Source organism: Methylobacterium sp. J-092, from assembly GCF_022829325.1.
In the GTDB taxonomy this organism is placed as follows: domain Bacteria; phylum Pseudomonadota; class Alphaproteobacteria; order Rhizobiales; family Beijerinckiaceae; genus Methylobacterium.
This window is the reverse complement of record NZ_JAKSXU010000201.1, coordinates 12,371-31,289: the sequence shown is the minus strand read 5'-3', so window position 1 is coordinate 31,289 and position 18,919 is coordinate 12,371. Positions and strand designations below refer to the sequence as shown.

Here is an 18,919-nt window from a genome sequence, read left to right as displayed (position 1 = left end):
TTCAGCTGCCGGCGCAGGATGTGGAAGTAGTTCGCCGGCGTCGAGCAGTTGGCGACCTGCATGTTGTCCTCGGCGCAGCTCTGGAGGTAGCGCTCCAAGCGGGCGGAGGAGTGCTCCGGCCCCTGCCCCTCGTAGCCGTGGGGCAGCAGCATCACGAGGCCGGACATGCGCAGCCACTTGCGCTCGCCGGACGCGATGAACTGGTCGATCACCACCTGCGCGCCGTTGGCGAAGTCGCCGAACTGCGCCTCCCACAGCACGAGCGCGTTCGGCTCGGCCGCCGAGTAGCCGTACTCGAAGCCGAGCACCGCCTCCTCGGACAGCATCGAGTTGATCACCTCCAGCGGCGCCTGGCCCTCGCGGATGGCGTTGAGGGGCGTGAAGCGCTGCTCGTTCTCCTGGTCGATCACCACGGCGTGGCGCTGCGAGAAGGTGCCGCGCTCGACGTCCTGGCCCGAGAGCCGGACGCGGTTTCCGTCGAGCATGGTCGCGCCGAAGGCCAGGGCCTCGGCGGTCGCCCAGTCGATGCCGACGCCGGTCTCCACCGCCTTGGCGCGGTTGTCCATGAAGCGCTGGATCGTGCGGTGCAGGTGGAAGCCGGGGGGCGCCTGGGTGATCTTCTGCGCGATCTCGCGCAGGGTCTCGACCGGCACGCCGGTGCGGCCGCGGCGCGGGTCGTCCACGTCCTCGTGCACGGCCTTGAAGCCGGACCAGCGCCCGTCGAGCCAGTCGGCCTTGTTGGCCTTGTAGGTGCCGGCGACCTCGAGCTCGGCGTCGAGCATCGCCCGGAACTCGGCCTTTCGGGCGTCGTAGGCCTCCTGGCTCAGGGTGCCGTTCTCGATCAGCTTGCGCGCGTAGCTCTCCAGCACCGAGGTGTGCTTGCGGATGCGCTGGTACATCTTCGGCTGGGTGAAGGCCGGCTCGTCGCCCTCGTTGTGGCCGAAGCGGCGGTAGCACAGCATGTCGATCACGACCGGCTTGCCGAACTTCTGGCGGTACTCGACCGCGACCTTGGTGGCGAAGGTCACCGCCTCCGGGTCGTCGCCGTTGCAGTGGAAGATCGGCGCCTCGACCATCTTCGCCACGTCGGACGGGTACGGCGAGGAGCGCGAGAAGCGCGGATCGGTGGTGAAGCCGATCTGGTTGTTGATGATGAAGTGGATCGAGCCGCCGGTGCGGTGGCCCTTCAGGCCCGACAGCCCGAGGCACTCGGCGACCACGCCCTGGCCGGCGAAGGCCGCGTCGCCGTGGATCAGGAGCGGCATCACGCTGGCGCGCACGACGTTCGGCTTGGCGCGCTGGTCCTGCTTGGCGCGGACCTTTCCGAGCACCACGGGATCGACGATCTCGAGGTGCGACGGGTTAGCGGTGAGCGACAGGTGGACGTTGTTGCCGTCGAAGGCGCGGTCGGATGAGGCACCGAGATGGTACTTCACGTCGCCCGAGCCCTCGACCTCGGCCGGCGAGGCCGAGCCGCCCTTGAACTCGTTGAACACCGCACGGAACGGCTTTGCCATCACGTTGGTGAGCACGTTGAGGCGCCCACGGTGGGCCATGCCGAGCACGATCTCGCGCACGCCGAGCGCGCCGCCGCGCTTGATGATCTGCTCGAGCGCCGGGATCATCGCCTCCGAGCCGTCGAGGCCGAAGCGCTTGGTGCCGGTGTACTTGAGGTCGAGGAACTTCTCAAAGCCCTCGGCCTCGATCAGCTTGTTGAGGATCGCGCGGCGCCCTTCGGGGGTGAACGAGATCTCCTTGTCCTTGCCCTCGATGCGCTCCTGCAGCCACGCCTTCTCCTCGGGATCGGAGATGTGCATGAACTCGACGCCGAGGGTCTGGCAGTAGGTCCGCTCCAGGATCGCGACGATCTCGCGGATCGTGGCGAATTCCAGCCCAAGCACGTTGTCGAGGAAGATCGGCCGGTCCCAGTCGGATTCGAGGAACCCGTAATGCTGCGGATGCAGCTCCTCGTGGTCGCCGCGGGGGGCCAGCCCGAGCGGGTCGAGCTTGGCGTGCAGGTGGCCGCGCATGCGGTACGAGCGGATCAGCATGATCGCGCGGACCGAATCCTTGGTCGCCTGCTCGACCGAGACGCCGGTCTTGCCGGTGACGGCGAGGCCGTCGGCGGGCTTGCCGGGCCTCTGCTCGCCCTTCTCCGCGCCCTTGGCGAGGATCCTCTCGCCGACCGCCTTCTCCAGGGTCGCCCAGTTGCCGTCGAGCGCCGAGACGATCTCGCCGTTGGCCGGCACCGGCCAGTTCGGCTTGGTCCACGAGGCGCCGGCCGCGTTCTTCTCGACCAGGGTCTCGTCCTCGCCGAGCCCCTTGAAGAAGCTCTGCCACTCGGGGTCGACCGAAGCCGGGTTGCGGGCGTAGGCCGCCTGCAATTCCTCGATGTAGGCGGCGTTGCCGCCGTAGAGGAACGAGGTTTCCAGCAGCGCTTCGTTCACGTCCTGGCGTGCCATCGGCGGGTCATCCTGTCCTTCGGGCCCTCCGCCGGTGCGGATGAGCCGCGTCATCGCGCGGGAGGCGCCTCCGCGAGCGGAAGGCGCGGACCGCGCTGCGATTCCTGTGGGCGCACGAAGCGGGCGCTCCGTCGCCCATCATATGGGCGTCACCGGCTTGCGTGCGCTGCAACACAGCCGCGCGCGGGTCATACGCGCGCGGCTGTCACTCGGTTTCAGCCCTTCAGGACCTCGACCAGCGTCGAGCCGAGGCGCGCCGGCGACGGCGAGACGCGGATGCCCGCGGCCTCCATCGCCGCGATCTTGTCCTCGGCGCCGCCCTTGCCGCCGGAGATGATCGCGCCAGCATGGCCCATGCGGCGGCCCGGAGGCGCGGTGCGGCCGGCGATGAAGCCGACCATCGGCTTCTTGCGGCCGCGCTTGGCCTCGTCGGCCAGGAACTGCGCCGCCTCCTCCTCGGCCGAGCCGCCGATCTCGCCGATCATCACGATCGACGTCGTCTTTTCGTCGGCGAGGAACATCTCGAGCATGTCGATGAACTCGGTGCCCTTCACCGGGTCGCCGCCGATGCCGACCGCGGTGGTCTGGCCGAGGCCGGCGGTCGAGGTCTGGAACACCGCCTCGTAGGTCAGCGTGCCGGAGCGCGAGACGATGCCGACCGAGCCCGGCTTGAAGATGTTGGCCGGCATGATGCCGATCTTCGATTCGCCGGCGGTGACGACACCGGGGCAGTTCGGCCCGATGAGGCGCGACTTCGAGCCGATCAGCGCACGCTTGACCCGCACCATGTCGAGCACCGGGATGCCTTCCGTGATGCAGACGATCAGCGGCATCTCGGCCGCGATCGCCTCGCAGATCGCGTCGGCCGCGCCCGGCGGCGGCACGTAGACCACGGACGCGGTCGCGCCGGTGGCCTCGCGGGCCTCGCCGACCGTGTCGAAGACCGGCAGGTTGAGGTGCTTGGAGCCGCCTTTGCCGGGCGAGGTGCCGCCGACCATCTTGGTGCCGTAGGCCAGCGCCTGCTCGGAATGGAAGGTCCCGTTCTTGCCGGTGAAGCCCTGGCAGATGACCTTGGTGTTCGCGTCGATGAGGATGGACATAACGCTTCAGCCCTTCTTCACGGCGGCGACGATCTTCTGCGCGGCGTCGTCGAGATCGTCCGCCGGGATCACGTTGAGCCCCGAGCCGCTGATGATCGCCTTGCCTTCCTCGACGTTGGTGCCCTCAAGCCGCACGACGAGCGGCACCTCCAGGCCCACCGTCTTCACCGCCGCGATCACGCCGCGGGCGATGACGTCGCACTTCATGATCCCGCCGAAGATGTTGACGAGGATGCCCTTCACCTGCGGGTCGGCGGTGATGATCTTGAAGGCCGCGGTGACCTTCTCCTCGGTCGCACCGCCGCCGACATCGAGGAAGTTCGCCGGCTCCTCGCCGTAGAGCTTGATGATGTCGAGCGTCGCCATGGCGAGGCCGGCGCCGTTGACCATGCAGCCGATCGTGCCGTCGAGCGCGATGTAGGCGAGGTCGTACTTCGAGGCCTCGATCTCCTTGGCGTCCTCCTCGGTCTCGTCGCGGAGCGCGACGATGTCGGGGTGGCGGTAGAGCGCGTTCGAATCAAACGAGATCTTGGCGTCGAGGCACTTGAGATGGCCGTCGCCGGTCAGCACCAGCGGGTTGATCTCGAGCATGCTCATGTCCTTGGCCGTGAAGGCCGCGTAGAGCTTGGCGGTGAGCTCGCCCGCTTCCTTCGCCTGCGGGCCGGCGAGCCCCAGCGCCTTGGCGACGGCGCGGCCGTGATGAGGCATGATGCCGGTGGCCGGGTCGACCGAGAAGGTGACGATCTTCTCGGGGGTGTCGTGGGCCACCGTCTCGATGTCCATGCCGCCCTCGGTCGAGACGACGAAGGCGACCTGCCCGGTCTCGCGGTCGACCAGCATCGACAGGTAGAACTCGGCGGCGATCTGCGCGCCTTCCTCGATGTAGAGCCGGTTGACCTGCTTGCCGGCCTCGCCGGTCTGGATCGTGACCAGCGTCTGGCCGAGCATCTCGCCGGCGAACTGCTTCACCTCGTCGATCGACTTGGTGACGCGCACGCCGCCCTTGGCGCCGGCCGGCGCGCCCTTGAAGGTGCCCTTGCCGCGCCCGCCCGCGTGGATCTGCGACTTCACCACCCAGACCGGGCCGCCGAGCTCGCGCGCGGCGGCTTCCGCCTCCTCGGGCCTGAAGATCGCGACGCCCTTGGAGACGGGCAGGCCGAACTCCTTCAGCACCGCCTTGGCTTGGTATTCATGGATGTTCATGTGCGCTCCGCAGGCGAATAGGGAGTGGCGAATGGCGAATAGCGAGCCGGGGCAGCAGAGAGCACGTGGCTCTGTCTTCGCTAGCCCCTATTCGCTATTCGCCCAATGTCTTTAGGCGAGCGCCGGGTTCACGCCCTTGCAGGCCTCGATCAGCGTGTTCACCGCGCCGACCGACTTCTCGAACATCGCCTTCTCGGCCGCGTCGAAGGTCACCTCGAGCACGCGCTCGACGCCGTTCTCGCCGATCACGACGGGCACGCCGACATACATGCCGGAGATGCCGTACTGGCCGTCGAGGTAGGCGGCGCAGGGCAGGACCCGCTTCTTGTCCTTGAGGTAGCTCTCGGCCATCGCGATGGCCGAGGCCGCCGGCGCGTAGAAGGCCGAGCCGGTCTTGAGCAGGTTGACGATCTCGCCGCCGCCCTTGCGGGTCCGCTCGACCATGGCGTCGAGCTTCTCCTGGGTGGTCCAGCCGAGCTTGACCAGGTCGGTCAGCGGCACGCCGGCGACCGTCGAGTAGCGGGTGAGCGGCACCATGTCGTCGCCGTGGCCGCCGAGCACGAAGGCGGTGACGTCCTCGACCGAGACCTTGAACTCCTCGGCCAGGAAATGGCGGAAGCGGGCGGAGTCGAGCACGCCGGCCATGCCGACGACCTTGTTGGTCGGCAGGCCCGAGAACTTCTGCAGCGCCCAGACCATGGCGTCGAGCGGGTTGGTGATGCAGATCACGAACGCGTCCGGCGCGTTCTCCTTGATGCCGGTGCCGACGGCCTCCATGACCTTCAGGTTGATCCCGATCAGGTCGTCGCGGCTCATGCCGGGCTTGCGCGGCACGCCGGCGGTGACGATCACCACGTCGGCGCCCTTGATCGCCGAATAGTCGCTCGCACCCGAATACTTCGCGTCGAAGCCGTCGACCGGGGCCGATTCGGCGATGTCGAGCGCCTTGCCCTGCGGCACGCCGTCGACGATGTCGAACAGCACGACGTCGCCGAGTTCCTTCAGACCGGCGAGGTGCGCCAGCGTTCCGCCGATCTGGCCGGCGCCGATGAGCGCGATCTTGCTGCGTGCCATGTCCGAGACGTCTCCAGCTTAGCGTGAAAGGGTGAGGCGAGCGCGTCGACGACTCGGGGGTCGAAAGTCCGTCCGAGGCGCCGCCCGACGCGACCGGTTTTCCTGCGCGGCTGTGTGGCCGAAAAGCACCGCCCCATCAACCCGACGCAGATCGCCCAAGCAGGGTTCGGGCCAGGGCGGATGTGCGGCGCGCAAAACAAAGCCCTCGAAAAGCTAAGCTTTTCAAGGGCTTTAGGAGGAGATTGCCAATTCGGGATAGGCGCTATGACAACTTTTTGAACCTGTCATTCCGCTCAGAGGATACCCGCGCGCAGCACCCGCTGGATCGCGTGAATCACCGCGCCGAAGCGGGCGTCGACCAGATCGCGCGGCACCTCGGCGTCGTGCTGGATCGCCAGGGGATGGGTGAAGCGGTAGCTCGCATCGAAGATGTAGGCGATGGCGCGCTCGCGGTCGCGCGCCGAGAAGGTGCCGGTGGCCATCCCCTCCTCGATCACCCGCTCGACCAGGCTGCGCAAGCGGACCCGGTGTCGGCGGGCGATCGGCCTGGCGGCGACCGTGGCGTCGAGATGGACCGCGAACAGGTTCGGCTCGTCCTGGAGCGCGTCGCGCTGCAGGGCGGCGAGCGCGGTCAGCAGCCGCTCGATCTTGTCGTCGGCCGGGTCGGGCGCGTCGGCGATGCCGGCCAGGCGGGTCTCGATGTCCCGCAGCCAGCGGCCGGCGACGGCGTCGAGCAGGGCGTCCTTCGAGGGGAAGTAGCGGTAGACGTTGGCGTGCGTCATGCCGGCTTCGGCGGCGACGGCGACGACGGTGACCCGCTTGGGGCCGAGCCGGGCCAGATGCTCGGTGGCGATCCCGAGCAGCCGCACGTCGGCGGAGATCGGCGCCACCCGGGATCGGGCGGCCGCGGGGGCGCGGGCCGGACGGTCCGCATCGGACGGGGACCGTCCCGTCGCCGTCGCTTTGGCGGCGGGCTCTTCGGAACGCGGCTCGGGATCCGGTTGAAGGAAGGGAAGCGGGAGGCGTGAGGACGAGAGGTGGTAAGGCGAGACGGACCCCCATCTGACCGAAAGAAGCGGGAACACGCTTCCGTTGACGTCGAGCCTCCCTCCGGGAGCCTATCGATCAGACGGTTTAGCGCCTGTCGAATGTCCTATGTTCACTTCTCTTTGAGAAGGCAACAAAATTTCCTTGAAAACCTGTGCGTCAGAAGCGGTTCTTCCATTCTCGCAGTGCAACAAAAATCGTTGCCGGGTCAGCAGCTTCGTCGAGTCCCACCGCCGTCTTCAGTGCCGGCAGGCCGCTCCGCAGGAACGGGTTGGTCGCCCGTTCCGCCGCCATCGTAGAGGGAACCAGGAAGCGGCCGGAGGATTTTAGCTCTTCCGCTTCGCGCAGGCGGCCGTGCAGATCCGCGTTGCCGGGCTCTGCTGCGAGCGCGAAGCGGGCGTTCGACAGAACGTAATCGTGCCCGCTGTACACATGTGTCGCATCCGGCAGCGGCAGGAACCGCTCGAGCGACCGCCACAGGGTCTCGGGCGGGCTTTCCATCACCCGGCCGCAGCCGAGGGTGAACAGGGTGTCGCCGGAGAACACGATTCCCGGCTCGGCGAACCAGTAGGTGACGTGGTCGGCGCAATGCCCCGGCGTCTCCCACACCTCGGCCGAGAGGTCGCCGACCCGGACGGTGTCGCCCTCCGACACGGTGCGGTCCACGTCGGGGATCGCCGGGCCGGCCTTGGCCGGGGCGGTGACGCGGGCGCCGGTCGCGCGCTTGACCTCGGGGATGCCCGCGATGTGGTCGCCGTGGCGATGGGTGACCAGGATGTCGGTGAGCCGCCAGCCGGTCTGCGTCAGCATCGCCAGGACCGGCGCCGCCTCCGGCACGTCGATCGCCGCGCAGGCGCCGGTGGCGGGGTCGCGGATGAGCACGCCGATGTTGTCGCTGCGGCACAGGAAGGTGCGGATCTCGGGGGCCGTGGCCATGAACGCGTCTCCGGGCTCGCGGCCGGTCCGGCCGTATCGGGCGGGGAACGGATGCGGAAACCGGGGGGTTCCCCGGCGCGTCGCCCTGCAAGTCGCCGCCTGCGCCTTGTCGCGGCGGGTGCCCGGCCCCATTGAATCGCCATCGGGCCGGGACGCCGGCCTTCCCCGCCGCCGCTCCAGCTCCGACCCATGCGCCTCGACGTCACCGACCTGCGGGCCTTCTACGCCACGCCGCTGGGCGTCACGACGCACCGGATCGTCGCCCGCCCCCTGCACGGCTTCCTCGGCTCGGTCTCCGGCCTGCGCGTGCTCGGGCTCGGCTACGCGGTGCCTTATCTGAGCCCGGTCCACTGCATCGCCGAGCGGACGCTGGCCTTCATGCCGGCGACGCAAGGGGTGGTGAACTGGCCCGGCGCCGGCCGCTCGTGCTCGGCGCTCGCCGACCCGACGATGATGCCGCTGCCGGATGCGGCGATCGACCGGGTGATCCTGGTGCATGCGCTCGAGGCGGTGGAGAGCCCGACGGAACTGCTCCGGGAGGTCTGGCGCACGCTGACGCCGGGGGGGCGGATGATCCTCGTCGTGCCGAACCGGCGCGGGGTCTGGGCGCGGCGCGACGCGACGCCGTTCGGGCACGGCCAGCCCTACAGCCGCTCGCAGCTGAGCCGGCTGATGCGCGACACGCTGTTCTCGCCGGAGGACTGGGCCGAGACGCTCTACATGCCGCCGCTGCGCTCGCGGGTGATGCTGCAGACCGCCGCCGCCTGGGAGCGGGTCGGGACGGGCCTCTCGCTCCCCTTCGCCGGCCTCCACGTGGTGCACGCCACCAAGCAGCTCTACCGGCCGATCACCGTGCAGCAGGTCCACCGCGCCCGCCGCCTCGCGCCCGCGCGGGTGCTCGTGCCGGCGCCCGCGCCGGGTTAAGCCCGACGCTCCGCACGCCGACGCCGGCGGCCCGGCCCAACCCCGTCTCGACGGAGACTCGCGAAGACACCATGAGCGTCGAAGCGGCCATCCAGCAGTTCCTGCTCGCGCTCTCGAGCCTGTTCTCGATCGTCAACCCGCTCGGCGGGGCGCTGATCTTCGCGCAGGTGACGGCGGGGCACAGCCACGACGACCGGGTCTGGCTCGCCGGCCGGATCGGCGGATACGCGCTGCTGATCATGCTGGCGGCGCTGTGGGCCGGCGCGCCGATCCTCAACTTCTTCGGCGTGTCGCTCGGCGCGCTCCGCATCGCAGGCGGGCTCGTCGTCGGCGCCTCCGCCTGGGGGCTGCTGAACCGGCCGGAAGCCCGCGAGGCGCGCAAGCAGGCCGAGGTCTCCTCGACGACGGGACAAGGAGCGACCCAAGCGGCAGCGCAAGCCGGAAGCCAAGCGGCGGCGCCGACCGCGCCCCGAGCGGCGGCGGCCGCCGCTCCCGCCCAGCCGCCGGCGGATGGGCAGAGATCGGTCGATCCCCTGTCCGAGATCGCGTTCTTCCCGCTGACCCTGCCCTTCACCACCGGCCCGGGCACCATCGCGGTGGCGATCACCCTCGGCTCGAACCGTCCGGCCGTGATGGCCGACCGGCTCGGCTTCTACGTCGGCGTGTCGCTGGCCGCGCTCGGCGTCGCCGCGACGGTGGCGCTGATCTACGCCTCGGCCGACCGGGTGGTGAGCCTGCTCGGGCCGATCGGGGCGCGGGTGCTCGGCCGGCTGTTCGCGTTCCTGCTGCTCTGCGTCGGCACCCAGATCACCATCAACGGGGTGATCGACGTGTTCGGGCCGCTGCTCGCCGCGCGCTGAGACGCCCGCGTCACCGCGCGGCCTCGGCCCGCGCCAAACCCTCGATCCGGTCGAGCCAGCGCTCCAGGCGGGCCCGGTTGCCGCCGGCATCGAGCAACCCGAATTGCGGGCGGGCGTACAGGGCCAGGGTCGATCGGCCCTCGCCGGCGCCGAGAATCGCGACGGCGACCGTGTCGGGCAGCCGCAGCCATTCCGAGCGGACGACGTAGCGGTCCTCCTCGGCCCAGCGGGCCTGGAAGGCCAGCTCGGTGCGCGGCTCCTCGGCCGCCACCGCGGCGACGATGGCGCGCAGGCGCTCGCCCGGCACCGGCAGCACCGGCGGCACGCGATCCGAGACCGCGCGGCACTGGCCGGGCGGGCAGGCGAGCGCGTCGCCCGCGCTTCGCGAGACGGTCGGCAGGTCCACCGCGCCGCTGTCGGGCGCGCCGAACAGCAGCCACACGTCCTCGATGCCCCCGGGCTCCGGCCCGCGCGCCACCAGCACGGCGCCGGCGAGCGCGAGCCCGCCCAGAGCCAGCGCCATGCCCGCCCTCCCCCACCGCACGCCGATCCTCCGCGCCTTCTACCCGTCCGAACACCGGACATGCGAAAGCGGCCCCCTCTCGGAGGCCGCCCGCCCGTCGTCCGCATCGATCAGATCAGATCACGGGCGCCGAGAACAGCGCGCCGTACATCGCCGCATGGCCGACGTAGTAGAGCGTGAGGAAGCCGGTGAGCGCCACCGCGTAGTAGGCCGGGGCCAGCGCCACGTCGCGGCGGCGGACGGCGCTGCGGGCGTCGTCGGCGGCGATGCCGATCAGCACCACGATGATCCCGGAATGGCCGATCGCATCGACCTTGCCGAACTCGAACACGGCGGAGACGAAGATCGCGGCCAGGATGATCGCGGCGGTGCGGCGCACCAGGGGCGTCCAGATCAGGGCGAAGGCCAGGGTGAACTCGACGACGCCGGCAGCCTTCATGAACAGCTCGGGCGAGGCGCCGAAGGTCATCTCGGGCTTGGCGGCCAAAAGCGGCGCGGTCCATTCCGGGTAGGCCCACTTCTCGACCGAGGCCCACATCAGGGTGACGGCGGCGGCGGCGCGGACCACCTCGATGGGGCGGATGCCGTAGAGGGTGCGGTCGAGGCCGGTGAGGATCAGGTAGGCGGCGACGCCGAGGAAGACCGGGTAGTCGGCCAGATGGAACGCGCCGTAGCTCCAGGTCGCGTAGCCGAACAGCACGACGATGCCGGCGCCGGCCAGCGGCAGGGTGCGGTGCCAGATCAGGCAGGCCGCAAGCGCGAGCTGGAACCACGGGATCCAGGCCGCGTCGGTCTTGAGCTCGGGGGTGAGGATGATGCCGCCGAGCGTCCAGAGCGAGACGAAGAAGAAGCCCAGCGTCGCCCGCACCAGCAATTCGGTGTCGGTGCGCAGCCGCGCGGTGACCCGGTCCAGGGCGTTGAGCAGCGCGGTGCCGAGCGGGGTGCCCTCGGCGAGGCACCCGAACATCAGGCACAGGACCGACAGGCCGACGAGCCACTCGAAGTCGAGGCAGAGCACCTGCTCGAGGCCGCGGGGCTGGCCGGCGACGTCGTAGGCGCAGAACCACTTCACATGGGCGCTGGCCTCGCTGCTGGCGAGCAGGGTCGCGGGAAGGGCTAGGGCGCCGGCAAGAAACGGAGAAGAGCAACGCCACTCAAAGGTCCGCATCGAAGCCTCGTCACAACGGGTCAGAACAGTGCTTACCGATGCATTTAGAACTAAGCCGCCGGATTTTGCCAAGGGTTTGTTAACGTCCGTGTCGAAAAGGTTAACGCTGTGGGTGCCGGGTAGAATCGGCTGAAAGCGAATCCCGTCTAGGGCGCCGTGCCGGGCAACGCGCCATTCAGCATGGACGCGGATTCCCAGCTCTTCGGACGGCCGCGCAAGACTTCGCTCAGTGTTGGCCGGCGATCCTGGCGCGGCCGGAACCCGACATCGCCGGCCGGACCAAGCGTGGGGGGATTGCGGATGATCGGCTTGGCAAGTCTCGCGAGCCTCGGTGCCGGGATCGGGCTGGCCGGCTTCGCGCCGCGTGCGGGCCTGCGCGCCGCCACCTTCGAATCCTGCGGCGGCGTGCTTCTGGTGACCGGCCTCGCCCTGCTCGGCGCTGGGCTGCCGCTGTTCCGCTAGGGCATTCCCGAGCCAGGTGGATCGAGGGGCGCGCGACGATGCTGCCGGCGACGCCGCCGCGGACGCATCCGGGGCCGCGCCCGCCGTCCGGCCCGGTTACGGCTTCGGCGCGTCGCCGGTCAGGTCCGCGAGGGCGCGGTCGTTCCCGGCCGGCGCGGTGAGCGTCTGCAGGAAGGCCAGCAGGTCGGCCTTCTCCGCGCTCGTGAGGTTCAGCGGGCGGATCTCCGGCGAGCGGCTCGGGCGTGCGATGCCGCCGCGGTCGTAGAGATCGATCACCGCCTCCAGCGTCGCGATCGATCCGTCGTGCATGTAGGCGCCGCGGCCGGCGACCTCGCGCAAGCCGGGGGTCTTGAAGGCGTAGCGCAGGGCCTCCGAGCTCGGCACGAAGCGCCCGCGTCCGAGATCCGCGCCGGTCGCCGTGCCGATGTCGTGGAACGAGCCGTCGGTGAAGGCCCAGCCGCCATGGCAGGCGGCGCAGTTCGCGCGGCCGTTGAACAAGTCGAAGCCGCGCTTGGCGGCGACCGGGATCGCCGTCTCGTCGCCCGCGATCCAGCGGTCGAACGGGCTCACGCCGGACACGATCAGGCGCTGGAAGGTGGCGAGCGCCGCCTCGATCCGGTCCTTGGTGACGCCGGGATCGGCGAAGGCCTCGGCGAAGGCGGCGGCATAGGCGGCATCCGCCGACAGGCGCGCCACCGCGTCGTCGGCGGGCAGGCCCATGTTGCCGGGCGCGCTGATCGGGACGAAGGCGACGCTCTCGAGGTCGCGGAACTTGCCGTCCCAGCCGAGGCGGCCCTCCTGCCAAGCGATGTTGAGCAGGCTCGGCGTCCGCAGGTCCATGTCGGAATCGTTGCGGGCCGGCGCGCGCTTGCGCCCGTCCGCCCAGGCGAGGTCGGGCAGGTGGCAGGTCACGCAGGCCCGGTCGCGGTCGGCCGACAGGATCGGATCGAAGAACAGCTTTCGGCCGAGTTCCGCCTTGGCCTGGGCGTAGGGATTGGTCTCCGGGAACGGGATCGCGGAAGGCGGGGCATAGGCCTCGCGCCCGGCGGCCCGCTGCGCCGCCGGTCCGCTCGCGGCCGGACCGCAAACCGCACCGAGCATCACAATTGCGGCGATACCGCCGCCGAGCTTCCATCGCATCGCAGAGCTCCCAAGGGGAGGGTCTACGATGCGATGTCTTGCAGATCCGTAAAGCCTTCGTTTCGATTATGGTCCTGCCCGAGAATTATATTCCCGAAACCTCAACGATAACTTGAACCTCAGCGAACATGCCGCGACGTCATGCACCCTCCCCGATCCGGGGCGGCGATCAGCGGGCGTCGAGGGCGGCGCGGGTGCGGGCGTCGGTGCCGACGTCGCCGGCGTCGTCCATGCCGAGGCTCTCGATCAGCCGCCCGCGCGCGCGGCTGACCCGGCTCTTGATCGTGCCGACGGCGACCCCGCAGATCTCGGCCGCCTCCTCGTAGGTGAAGCTCTGCGCGCCGACGAGAACCAGCGCCTCGCGCTGGGCCAGCGGCAGCAGGTTCAGCGCGCTCTGGAACGCGCGCATCTCCACGCGGACCTCCTGCTCGGGCAGGCTGGTCAGCCGCCCGGCATGGCCGCCGTCGGCATCCTCGATCTCGCGCTTGCGCTTGCGCTGCTCGGAATAGAACAGGTTGCGCAGGATCGTGAACAGCCACGCCGTGAGGTTGGTGCCGCGGCGGAAGCTCTCGGCCTTGGTCCAGGCCCGCATCAGCGTGTCCTGCACGAGGTCGTCGGTGCGGTCGAAATCGTAGGTCAGCGAGAAGGCGAAGGCGCGCAGCGCCGGGATCGCGCCGAGCAGGAGGTCGCGCATCTCGGCGTCGGCGCCGGCGGGCGTTCCGACGGGGGCACAGGCCTGGATCATCGCGCGGATTCCTTTTCCGACCGGGCGGCGAATTCCGCGACGAGCGCCTCGAACCGCTCGGGGATCGGCTGAGCGAGCAGGCCCGCGTAGAGCACCCGCAGGCTGCGCCCGATCCGGCGCCGCGTCTCCGGATCGAGCCGCCGGTCGCCGCCGCGCGGCCGCCGCTCGGGCGTCGGCACGGCATCGCCGGCCACGCGCCCGATCGCGTCGTCGGCACCGCGTTCGTCGGAGATGTCGTGCATCGTCGGCCGTCCTGGCAAAGCGGGGCGACGCCTCGCGACCCGACCGCCTGCGAACGACCGGGCGCGGCCCTCAGGCCTCCGGTGCGTCGCGGACGCCAGGTCCGTCGCCGTGGCTACGGGTGCTAGGGCCGGGCGGTTTAATCAAGTCTGAAAAAGACATTCACCTAGAATTCATCACCATAGGCCGCGACATCATCTTATGGTCAAGCTGGCGAATTTGTCAATTTGTATGTTTTTCGCAACCTTGATACATCTGGTTACATTCCAATGTTCGAAACCTGACGGTCTGGACTTCGGGCGGCGGCAGCCGGCGGCGCGCCGCGGCGTCCCGGCCGAGGGCGCGGATGCATCGTCGAAGCTCAGCGCGGCCCCTCTCCCGCTGGGGAGAGGGGGACCGCGTCCTCTTCGGCTCGCGAGAACGATGGGCGCCGTCCGTCAGAGCGCGATCGGAACGCTGACGGAGCCGTAGGCGGTGACGACGAGGCCGCAGACGAAGGCGCCGATCATCGCGTCGTCGAACAGCGTCATGGTCTCGATCCCGGTCCGCGTCCCGCTCAGCAACGGCTGCCGCCGCTGGTCTGGCCGTACTGCCTCACCGGCCGGGTCTGCCGGTTGGCGTCGCCCTCGCTCGCCGAGCTCGGCACGCACCCGCCGGTGCGCGGCGTGCCGTCGCCGCCGATCCCGACCGAACCCGTGGCCAGGTCGTCAGAGGGGGACGGCGGCGCGAAGCGGTCGACGGGGGCCTCGTAGCTGAACGCGCGCGCGGACGAGACGGGGGCGGAAACGCCGATGACGAGAGCGGCCGCGACGGCAACGAAACGCAACGTCATGAGGATAGAAGACGCCTTCCAGCAATACAGGCCGCCGATTCGGCACGGCCTGATCTTGCGTGAAGCTCATATGGATCGCCCCTGACCCTCACGACGTGATGGGCCCCACGCGGCACGGCGGATGAAACGCTGGGCCGGATCGGGACGATCGCGTCGCGACGATCCGGCGGGTGGCTTCGGGAGGGCGGATCCGGGCTTCGCGGACTTGCCGGATCCGGCTTCCCTTCGATCGCGCGAGAACCGTGTCAGGGCTTGAAGTAGGGCCGTGCGACGACCGGCGACGCATCGCCGGGCCGGACGCGCGCGGCGTGCACGACGCGGCGGGCGCTCCGGGCGGGCCGCACCGCGCGCGGTGCCGCGAACCGCTCGTCGCGCATCTCGCCGAGGTAGTCCGAGCCGCCCGCCCCGAAGACGCCGCCCTGCACCACGCCGGCCGAGGGCGGGCGGCCCATGAAGAATTCCTCGGCCCCGCCGGCGAGCGCCGGCGCTGCGGCGAGGAGAAGGGCGACGGCGGGGAGGAAGGAGCGCATGCGCGCAGCTTAGGGCCGCGCGCCTCCACGCCGCGTTAACGATGTCGCGAGAGCGGACGGACCGGCATCGCGCGGGGCGGCGGCGATCACGCGGCGGGGCTCAGGTCGCAGATGCGGACCTGCGCGCGCTCGGCCCCGCGCCAGCGGTCGCTGGCGAGCGTGCCGGCGACGTGGAACTCCGAGCCGATGCCCGCCAGGATCGCCTGCCCGAGCGGCGATTGCGCGCTGCGGAAGCTGATCGCGCCGACCGCCTGCCCGTCGCGGCTGCGCAGGCGCGCACGGACATGGCCGTGGCCGACGAGGCCGGCATCGACGATGCGGTGGCGCGGCAGGGCGAAGACCGGCTCCGGCGCCCCCTGCCCGAACGGGCCGGCGCGCTGGATCAGGCGGACGGTCTCGGCCGTGGCGCCGCCGGCGCTGACCGTGCCGTCGACGAGCAGCGCCTCGACCGCGCGCGCCTGCGCCACCGCGTCCGCCAGGTCCGCGGCGAGGAAGGCGGCAAAGCGCGTCAGGTCGGGGCCGGCGAGGGTCACGCCCGCGGCCATGGCGTGGCCGCCGCCCTTCGTCGCGAGACCCGCCGCGACGGCGGCGCGGACGGCGTGGCCGAGGTCGGCGCCGGCGATCGAGCGCCCCGAGCCGGTAGCCGTCCCGTCCGGCCGCAGGGCGAAGGCGAAGGCCGGCCGGCCGAAGCGCTCCTTGAGCCGAGCCGCGATCAGCCCGACGATGCCCGGATGCCATTCGGCGCTGCCCGCGACCAGTACCGGGCGATCGGGGTCGCGGCCGAGCGCGTGGTCCATCTCGGCCTCGGCCTCGGCCACGGCCTGCGCCTCGATCGCCTGGCGCTCGCGATTCAGGCGGTCGAGCTCGACCGCGATGCGGGCGGCCTCGGCGGGGTCGTCGGTGGTGAGCAGGCGCGCGCCCAGACCCGCGTCGCCGATGCGCCCGCCAGCGTTGATGCGGGGGCCGAGGAGATAGCCGAGGTGCCACGCCTCCGGCGGCCCGTCGAGGGCGGCGGCATCGAGGAGCGCCGCGAGGCCGTGGCGGCCGCGGGCGCGCATCACGGTCAGCCCCTGGACCACGAAGGCGCGGTTGAGGCCGGTCAGCGGCACCACGTCGGCGACGGTGGCCAGCGCCACCAGGTCGAGGGCGTCGGTCAGCGACGGCTCGGGGCGCGCGGCGAAGGCCCCCTCCGCCCGCAGCGTCCGGGCCAGGGCCACCAGCGTCAGGAACACGACGCCCGCGGCGCAGAGATGGCCGAGGCCCGACAGGTCGTCGAGGCGGTTCGGGTTCACCAGCGCGCGCACCGGCGGCAGCAGCTCGGGGGCGCCGTGGTGGTCGAGGACGAGCACGTCGAGGCCGATCCGCGCCGCCTCCGCCAGGGGCCCGTGCCCGCTGGTGCCGCAATCGACGCAGACCAGCAGGGTCGCCCCCTCCCCCGCCAGCGCGGCGACCGCGGCGGTGTTCGGGCCGTAGCCCTCGGTGATCCGGTCGGGGATGTGGATGCGGGTCGGCACGCCGAGCGCGCGCAGGTATCCGGCCAGCAGGGCCGCGCTCGCGGCGCCGTCGACGTCGTAATCGCCGAACACCGCGACGCTCTCGCCCTGCCGCACCGCCCGCGCGAGGCGATCGGCGGCGGCTTCCATGTCGACGAGGCAGGCGGGGTCGGGCATCAGGTCGCGCAGGCGCGGGCGCAGGTAGGCCTCCGACCCGTCCGGCCGGACGCCGCGCCCGGCAAGCACGCGGGCGAGCAGGTCCGGCAGGCCATGGGCCTGGACCATGGTCGCGGCGTAGGCCTGCGCGGCCGGGTCGGCGCAGCGCTCCCGCCACGGCCGCCCGAGGATGGACCGGGTGACGCCGAGGAAGGCGCGGGACTCTGGAAGCAGGACTGACACGGGGCGCACCATAGACCGCAACGGCGGCCAAATCCCGGTCCGCGTGCGGGCGTCGGCGCTACTCGTCGGCCTCCATCCCGGCCAGGGGCACGGCCAGCTCGCACAGCACGCCGTCGGGCGGGTAGGTCAGGCGGACCTCGCCGCCGATCGCCCCGGCGAGGCCGCGCTCGATCAGGCGGCTGCCGAACCCCATCCGGGTCGGGTGCGCGACCCGCGGCCCGCCGCTCTCGGCCCAGCGCAGCCGGACCATCGGCTCGCGGCCCTCCGGGTCGATCGACCAGTCGACCACCACGAAGCCCGCGGGCGTCGAGAGGGCGCCGTACTTGGCGGCGTTCGTCGCCAGCTCGTGGATCATCAGCGACAGCGACAGGGCGGCCTTGGAGCCGACCTGAACGTGCGGCCCGAACAGCCGCAGGCGGCCCGCCTGGGCGTCGTCGTGGATCGTCAGCGCGCCGTGGACGACCTTCTCCAGGCTGGCGCTCTCGCGGGTGCCGTCGAGCAGGATGTCGTGGGCCTTGCCGAGCGCGATCAGCCGGTTGGCGAGGGCGTCGCGGGCGGCTTCGAGGTCGGTGGCGTTGCGCATGGTCTGCATCGCGATGGCCTGCACCATCGCCAGCGTGTTCTTCATGCGGTGGCTGAGCTCGCGGTTGAGCACCGCCTGCTGCTCCTCGGCCCGCAGGCGGCCGATGCCGACCTGGACCCGGTCCGCGACGTTGCGGGCGAAGGCGATCTCCTCCGGCAGCCAGTCGCGCGGCGCCGCGGCGTGGACGAAGAACAGCCCCACCGTGCGCCCGCGCTCCCGCACCGGCACGTCGAGCATCGCGCCGATGGCGAGCGCCGCGAACGGAGCCGCGAACGCGGCGGTGCGCGGATCGTCCGCGACCGCGCGGACGACGAGGGCGTCGCCGCGCTCGATCGAGGCGCCCAGCCGGCCGAAATCGGCGAAGCGATGGGTCCCGGCGAGGCTGCCGGCGCCGGACGCGGTCCAGTCCTCGAGGACGGTGACCTGCGCCCCGCTGGCGTCGATCTCGCCGTAGCCGGCCCGGCTCGCGTCGAGCGTCCGCCCGACGATCTCCGCCGCCTTGGCGGTCATCGCCGCCACCGAGGCCACGTCGCGCAGGTGGTCGCCGAGCTCGATCAGGGCCGCCCGGCGGATCGAGGCGGCGCGGGTCAGGCGCTCCTCCGCCCGCAGGCGGACCAGCTGGCGCCGCTCGCGCATCAGGATCATGATCTGCCGCGCGAGCCGCCGCAGCGCGTCCGCCTGCTCCTCGGTGAGGCCGTCGGGCCGGGGCACGTTGTCGATCACGCAGAGGCTGCCCAGCGCCCTGCCGCTCGTCGTGCGCAGCGGCGCCCCGGCATAGAAGCGGATCCGCGGATCGCCGGTCACCAGCGGGTTGTCGCGGGTGCGCGGGTCCAGCGTCAGGTCGGGGATGACGAGGAGATCGGGCTCGCCGAGCGCGTACTTGCAGACCGACGCGTTCAGGTCGGTCTCGCAGCGCGGGAAGCCGACGCGGGCCTTGAACCACTGCCGGTCGGCGGCGACGAGGCTGACCAGGGCCACGGGGGCGAGGCAGATCGTGCGGGCGATCTGCACCGCGTCGTCGAAGGCTTCCTCGGGTGCCGTGTCGAGGACGGCGAACGCTTCCAACTCGGCCAGTCGATCGGGATCGGAAGTCTCGGGCGACATGCCAGCCCCGGGTTGGAGATCCATCGCGCCGGATCGGCGGTCGGCGTTGCGCGTTGTAGGGCCCCGCTCGACGTCTGTCATGCCTGGAGCATCG

The 18,919-nt window shown here is 71.2% G+C and carries 18 protein-coding genes; 3 read left to right on the top strand and 15 right to left on the bottom strand.

What is annotated here, in order from left to right:
* From MKK60_RS24870 to gloB, 6 genes are all read right to left on the bottom strand, one after another.
* The coding region (locus MKK60_RS24870; RefSeq protein ID WP_243988920.1) for a 2-oxoglutarate dehydrogenase E1 component at positions 1-2,462 on the bottom strand (2,462 nt) is incomplete at its 3' end.
* Positions 2,463-2,677: 215 nt separating this feature from the next.
* Positions 2,678-3,562 carry a succinate--CoA ligase subunit alpha gene (gene sucD, locus MKK60_RS24865; RefSeq protein WP_147727159.1) on the bottom strand — a complete coding sequence of 295 codons (885 nt, stop codon included), beginning with the start codon at positions 3,560-3,562 and terminating at the stop codon, positions 2,678-2,680.
* Between the two features lie 6 nt (positions 3,563-3,568).
* Positions 3,569-4,765, bottom strand: coding sequence for an ADP-forming succinate--CoA ligase subunit beta (gene sucC, locus MKK60_RS24860; RefSeq protein ID WP_147727160.1), 1,197 nt, complete (start codon positions 4,763-4,765; stop codon positions 3,569-3,571).
* Positions 4,766-4,876: 111 nt separating this feature from the next.
* The gene (mdh, locus tag MKK60_RS24855; protein ID WP_147727161.1) at positions 4,877-5,839 is read right to left on the bottom strand and encodes a malate dehydrogenase; all 963 of its coding nucleotides are present in this window, start codon (positions 5,837-5,839) and stop codon (positions 4,877-4,879) included.
* A gap of 293 nt (positions 5,840-6,132) precedes the next feature.
* The gene (locus tag MKK60_RS24850) at positions 6,133-6,729 is read right to left on the bottom strand and encodes a TetR family transcriptional regulator (protein ID WP_243932769.1); all 597 of its coding nucleotides are present in this window, start codon (positions 6,727-6,729) and stop codon (positions 6,133-6,135) included.
* A 316-nt stretch (positions 6,730-7,045) separates the two neighbouring features.
* Entirely contained in the window at positions 7,046-7,822 is a 777-nt protein-coding gene (gene gloB, locus MKK60_RS24845) for a hydroxyacylglutathione hydrolase (RefSeq protein ID WP_243988919.1), read from the bottom strand.
* A 189-nt stretch (positions 7,823-8,011) separates the two neighbouring features.
* Between gloB and MKK60_RS24840 the strand changes: the two genes are divergently transcribed.
* Both MKK60_RS24840 and MKK60_RS24835 read left to right on the top strand, forming a co-directional pair.
* Positions 8,012-8,746 carry a class I SAM-dependent methyltransferase gene (locus tag MKK60_RS24840; RefSeq protein WP_243988918.1) on the top strand — a complete coding sequence of 245 codons (735 nt, stop codon included), beginning with the start codon at positions 8,012-8,014 and terminating at the stop codon, positions 8,744-8,746.
* A 71-nt stretch (positions 8,747-8,817) separates the two neighbouring features.
* Entirely contained in the window at positions 8,818-9,606 is a 789-nt protein-coding gene (locus tag MKK60_RS24835; protein WP_243934646.1) for a MarC family protein, read from the top strand.
* Between the two features lie 10 nt (positions 9,607-9,616).
* Here MKK60_RS24835 and MKK60_RS24830 read toward each other — a convergent pair whose 3' ends face one another.
* Positions 9,617-10,129, bottom strand: coding sequence for a hypothetical protein (locus tag MKK60_RS24830; protein WP_243988917.1), 513 nt, complete (start codon positions 10,127-10,129; stop codon positions 9,617-9,619).
* A 115-nt stretch (positions 10,130-10,244) separates the two neighbouring features.
* The gene (locus MKK60_RS24825) at positions 10,245-11,297 is read right to left on the bottom strand and encodes a hypothetical protein (protein ID WP_243988916.1); all 1,053 of its coding nucleotides are present in this window, start codon (positions 11,295-11,297) and stop codon (positions 10,245-10,247) included.
* Positions 11,298-11,597: 300 nt separating this feature from the next.
* On the opposite strand from MKK60_RS24825, the gene MKK60_RS24820 reads away from it, so the two are divergent.
* Positions 11,598-11,759 (top strand): hypothetical protein, encoded by a 162-nt coding sequence (locus MKK60_RS24820; RefSeq protein ID WP_243988915.1) that lies wholly within the window; start codon positions 11,598-11,600, stop codon positions 11,757-11,759.
* A gap of 96 nt (positions 11,760-11,855) precedes the next feature.
* On the opposite strand, the gene MKK60_RS24815 is transcribed toward MKK60_RS24820, so the two are convergent.
* The 7 genes from MKK60_RS24815 to MKK60_RS24785 all read right to left on the bottom strand — a co-directional run bounded on the left by MKK60_RS24815 (position 11,856) and on the right by MKK60_RS24785 (position 18,849).
* On the bottom strand, positions 11,856-12,899 hold the full coding sequence (locus tag MKK60_RS24815; protein ID WP_243950894.1) for a cytochrome-c peroxidase: 1,044 nt from the start codon (positions 12,897-12,899) through the stop codon (positions 11,856-11,858).
* Between the two features lie 169 nt (positions 12,900-13,068).
* Positions 13,069-13,644, bottom strand: a complete 576-nt coding sequence (locus MKK60_RS24810; RefSeq protein WP_147844126.1) for a sigma-70 family RNA polymerase sigma factor — start codon at positions 13,642-13,644, stop codon at positions 13,069-13,071.
* Positions 13,641-13,886: a NepR family anti-sigma factor gene (locus MKK60_RS24805; protein WP_243932787.1), complete on the bottom strand. Its 246-nt coding sequence runs from the start codon at positions 13,884-13,886 to the stop codon at positions 13,641-13,643. The genes MKK60_RS24810 and MKK60_RS24805 overlap by 4 nt, the downstream gene beginning before the upstream one ends.
* Before the next feature lie 554 nt (positions 13,887-14,440).
* A complete protein-coding gene (locus tag MKK60_RS24800) occupies positions 14,441-14,716 on the bottom strand; it encodes a hypothetical protein (RefSeq protein ID WP_243988914.1) in 276 nt (91 codons plus the stop codon).
* A gap of 245 nt (positions 14,717-14,961) precedes the next feature.
* Positions 14,962-15,246, bottom strand: coding sequence for a hypothetical protein (locus tag MKK60_RS24795; RefSeq protein ID WP_147858908.1), 285 nt, complete (start codon positions 15,244-15,246; stop codon positions 14,962-14,964).
* 86 nt (positions 15,247-15,332) lie between these two features.
* Positions 15,333-17,150, bottom strand: coding sequence for a single-stranded-DNA-specific exonuclease RecJ (recJ, locus tag MKK60_RS24790; protein WP_409567452.1), 1,818 nt, complete (start codon positions 17,148-17,150; stop codon positions 15,333-15,335).
* A 46-nt stretch (positions 17,151-17,196) separates the two neighbouring features.
* Positions 17,197-18,849, bottom strand: a complete 1,653-nt coding sequence (locus tag MKK60_RS24785) for a sensor histidine kinase (RefSeq protein ID WP_243950900.1) — start codon at positions 18,847-18,849, stop codon at positions 17,197-17,199.
* Between the last annotated feature and the right edge of the window lie 70 nt (positions 18,850-18,919).

Coding starts and splice junctions, on each gene's coding strand:
- MKK60_RS24800 (WP_243988914.1), bottom strand. CDS start 14,716: ATGACGTTGCGTTTCGTTGCCGTCGCGGCCGCTCTCGTCATCGGCGTT.
- mdh (WP_147727161.1), bottom strand. CDS start 5,839: ATGGCACGCAGCAAGATCGCGCTCATCGGCGCCGGCCAGATCGGCGGA.
- MKK60_RS24820 (WP_243988915.1), top strand. CDS start 11,598: ATGATCGGCTTGGCAAGTCTCGCGAGCCTCGGTGCCGGGATCGGGCTG.
- MKK60_RS24835 (WP_243934646.1), top strand. CDS start 8,818: ATGAGCGTCGAAGCGGCCATCCAGCAGTTCCTGCTCGCGCTCTCGAGC.
- sucC (WP_147727160.1), bottom strand. CDS start 4,765: ATGAACATCCATGAATACCAAGCCAAGGCGGTGCTGAAGGAGTTCGGC.
- MKK60_RS24805 (WP_243932787.1), bottom strand. CDS start 13,886: ATGCACGACATCTCCGACGAACGCGGTGCCGACGACGCGATCGGGCGC.
- recJ (WP_409567452.1), bottom strand. CDS start 17,150: ATGGTGCGCCCCGTGTCAGTCCTGCTTCCAGAGTCCCGCGCCTTCCTC.
- MKK60_RS24825 (WP_243988916.1), bottom strand. CDS start 11,297: ATGCGGACCTTTGAGTGGCGTTGCTCTTCTCCGTTTCTTGCCGGCGCC.
- MKK60_RS24785 (WP_243950900.1), bottom strand. CDS start 18,849: ATGGATCTCCAACCCGGGGCTGGCATGTCGCCCGAGACTTCCGATCCC.
- MKK60_RS24795 (WP_147858908.1), bottom strand. CDS start 15,246: ATGCGCTCCTTCCTCCCCGCCGTCGCCCTTCTCCTCGCCGCAGCGCCG.
- MKK60_RS24810 (WP_147844126.1), bottom strand. CDS start 13,644: ATGATCCAGGCCTGTGCCCCCGTCGGAACGCCCGCCGGCGCCGACGCC.
- MKK60_RS24830 (WP_243988917.1), bottom strand. CDS start 10,129: ATGGCGCTGGCTCTGGGCGGGCTCGCGCTCGCCGGCGCCGTGCTGGTG.
- gloB (WP_243988919.1), bottom strand. CDS start 7,822: ATGGCCACGGCCCCCGAGATCCGCACCTTCCTGTGCCGCAGCGACAAC.
- MKK60_RS24815 (WP_243950894.1), bottom strand. CDS start 12,899: ATGCGATGGAAGCTCGGCGGCGGTATCGCCGCAATTGTGATGCTCGGT.
- sucD (WP_147727159.1), bottom strand. CDS start 3,562: ATGTCCATCCTCATCGACGCGAACACCAAGGTCATCTGCCAGGGCTTC.
- MKK60_RS24840 (WP_243988918.1), top strand. CDS start 8,012: ATGCGCCTCGACGTCACCGACCTGCGGGCCTTCTACGCCACGCCGCTG.